At 70.3% G+C, this 2,141-nt stretch carries 2 protein-coding genes; one reads left to right on the forward strand and one right to left on the reverse strand.

Annotated features, from left to right (window positions below; translation table 11 throughout):
* Positions 1 to 998: tRNA (adenosine(37)-N6)-threonylcarbamoyltransferase complex transferase subunit TsaD (gene tsaD, locus AX735_RS20535; RefSeq protein WP_066284291.1), on the reverse strand; the 998-nt coding region annotated here is incomplete at its 3' end.
* A gap of 40 nt (positions 999 to 1,038) precedes the next feature.
* On the opposite strand from tsaD, the gene hemC reads away from it, so the two are divergent.
* Positions 1,039 to 2,019: a hydroxymethylbilane synthase gene (gene hemC / locus AX735_RS20540; RefSeq protein ID WP_082751229.1), complete on the forward strand. Its 981-nt coding sequence runs from the start codon at positions 1,039 to 1,041 to the stop codon at positions 2,017 to 2,019.
* The last annotated feature ends 122 nt before the right edge of the window (positions 2,020 to 2,141 follow it).

The raw sequence follows: 2,141 nt of genomic DNA on the forward strand, positions 1-2,141 counted from the left end.
ACAAAGCCCATAGCGTGCCGCGCCGCGAGGGCTTCGAGCGCGGTGCGGATCGCGCCGTTCGCGGCGACTCCGCCTGCGACGACGAGGGTCTTGGGTTTGCCTGGCGTGGCACCAGCAAATGCGGTCTCAACATTCTCCGCGTTCCCGAGCGAAGTCGAGGGACGCATGCGCGACCCTTTGCGATCACGTCCCTCGACTTCGCTCGGGACAAACGGGGAATGGGTTGAACTGGACTGGGAAAGCGCCCGCTCCAGCCGATCGACCAGGCAATCCACGACCGCCTGCTGAAACCCCGCCGCAATATCCTCGGGCCGGTGCGCGCCGCTATGCACCGCGCGCAGCACCGCGCTTTTAAGGCCCGCGAAGGAGAAATGCGGCTCGGCGCTGCCCAGCAACGGACGTGGCAGCGGCACTGCCTTCGGATCGCCGGTCCGTGCCAGCGCCTCTACGCGCGGCCCGCCGGGATAGCCCAGGCCCAGGATCTTCGCCGTCTTGTCGAACGCCTCGCCCGCGGCATCGTCGATCGTCGTCGCAAGCCTGCGATACTGGCCCACGCCATCGACGCACAGGATCTGGCAATGCCCGCCCGAGACAAGAAGAAGCAGATAGGGAAATTCGAGGCTCGCGTCGGCGAGGCGCGGCGAGAGCGCATGGCCCTCGAGATGGTTGACCGCGATCAGCGGCTTGCCCGCCGCCATCGCCAGCGCCTTGGCGGTGACAAGCCCCACCATCACCCCGCCGATCAGCCCCGGCCCCGCCGTCGCGGCGATCGCATCGACATCGTCAAGCGCCAGCCCGGCATCCTTGAGCGCCGCCTCGATCAACGGGGTCAGCACCTGCACATGCGCACGCGCCGCGATCTCGGGCACCACGCCGCCATAGGGCTTGTGCGCCTCTTCCTGCCCCGCCAGCCGGTGCGCCAGCACGGTCCGGTCCGACCCGATCAGCGCCGCCGCGCTTTCGTCGCAGCTCGATTCGATGCCCAGGATGATTGCCATAAGGCTTCCCCTTATCGGCATACGCCGCTAGCACAAGAGCATGGCGGATAAGATGACGACGGGCCTGCCCGAGGGGATAGCGGAAATTCTGGAGCAAAGGCCGATCCGGCTGGGCACGCGTGCCTCGCCGCTGGCCATGGCGCAGGCGCGGATGACCGCCGCCGCGCTGCGGGAGCGCTGGGGCCTGGCCGAGGATCAGGTCGAACTCTCGCCCGTGGTGGCGAGCGGCGACCGCATCACCGACCGCCCGCTTGCCGATGTCGGCGGCAAGGCGCTGTGGACGCGCGAGCTCGACTGGTCGCTGGGCGGCGGCGCGATCGACCTGTCGGTGCATTCGATGAAGGATGTCGAGACCGTTCGCCCCGATGCCTTCTACATCGCTGCGATGCTGCCGCGCGCCGATGTGCGCGACGTGCTGCTGGGCGCGACCAGCATCGAGGCGCTGCCGCAAGGCGCGCGCTTCGGCACCAGCTCGCCGCGCCGCGCCGCGCAGATCCGCAGCATCCGCCCGGACATCACCACCGTGCTGTTCCGCGGCAATGTCGCGACACGCATCGGCAAGCTCCAGGCGAGCGAGGCCGATGCGACGCTGCTCGCCGCCGCCGGGCTCGATCGGCTGGGCGAGACGCTCGACGGGCTCGTCTCGGCGCGGCTCGACAGCGATACCTGGCTTCCCGCCCCATCGCAGGGCGCGGTCGGCGTCGAGGTGCGCGCCGACGACGCACCGATGCGTGCGCTGATCGGCGGCATCGACGATGCGCCCACCTCGATCTGCGTGCGCGCCGAACGCGCGCTGCTGTTCGCGCTGGGCGGCGATTGCCATTCGGCGGTGGCGGCGCTCGCGCGGATGGATGGCGAGACGGTCCACCTGCGCGCGATGCTCTATTCCGAAGACGGTGCCGAGCACGTCGCGGGCGAGGCGCGCTTTGCCCCTGGCGATGCGCAGGGCCCGGCCAGCCTTGCTGCCGAACTGCTCGCCCGCGCGCCCGAGACGATCACCCGGCTGTTCAACCCCGCGTGATGGCAGGCCCGCGCATCATCGTGCTGCGCCCGCAGCCCGGCGCGACCGCGACCGCACAGGCGCTGCGCGCGAACGGTCACGACCCGCTGGTGACCCCGCTGTTCGCGATCGAGCCGGTCGCC

This window comes from Blastomonas sp. CCH1-A6, from assembly GCF_001556365.1.
Lineage (GTDB): Bacteria > Pseudomonadota > Alphaproteobacteria > Sphingomonadales > Sphingomonadaceae > Blastomonas > Blastomonas ursincola.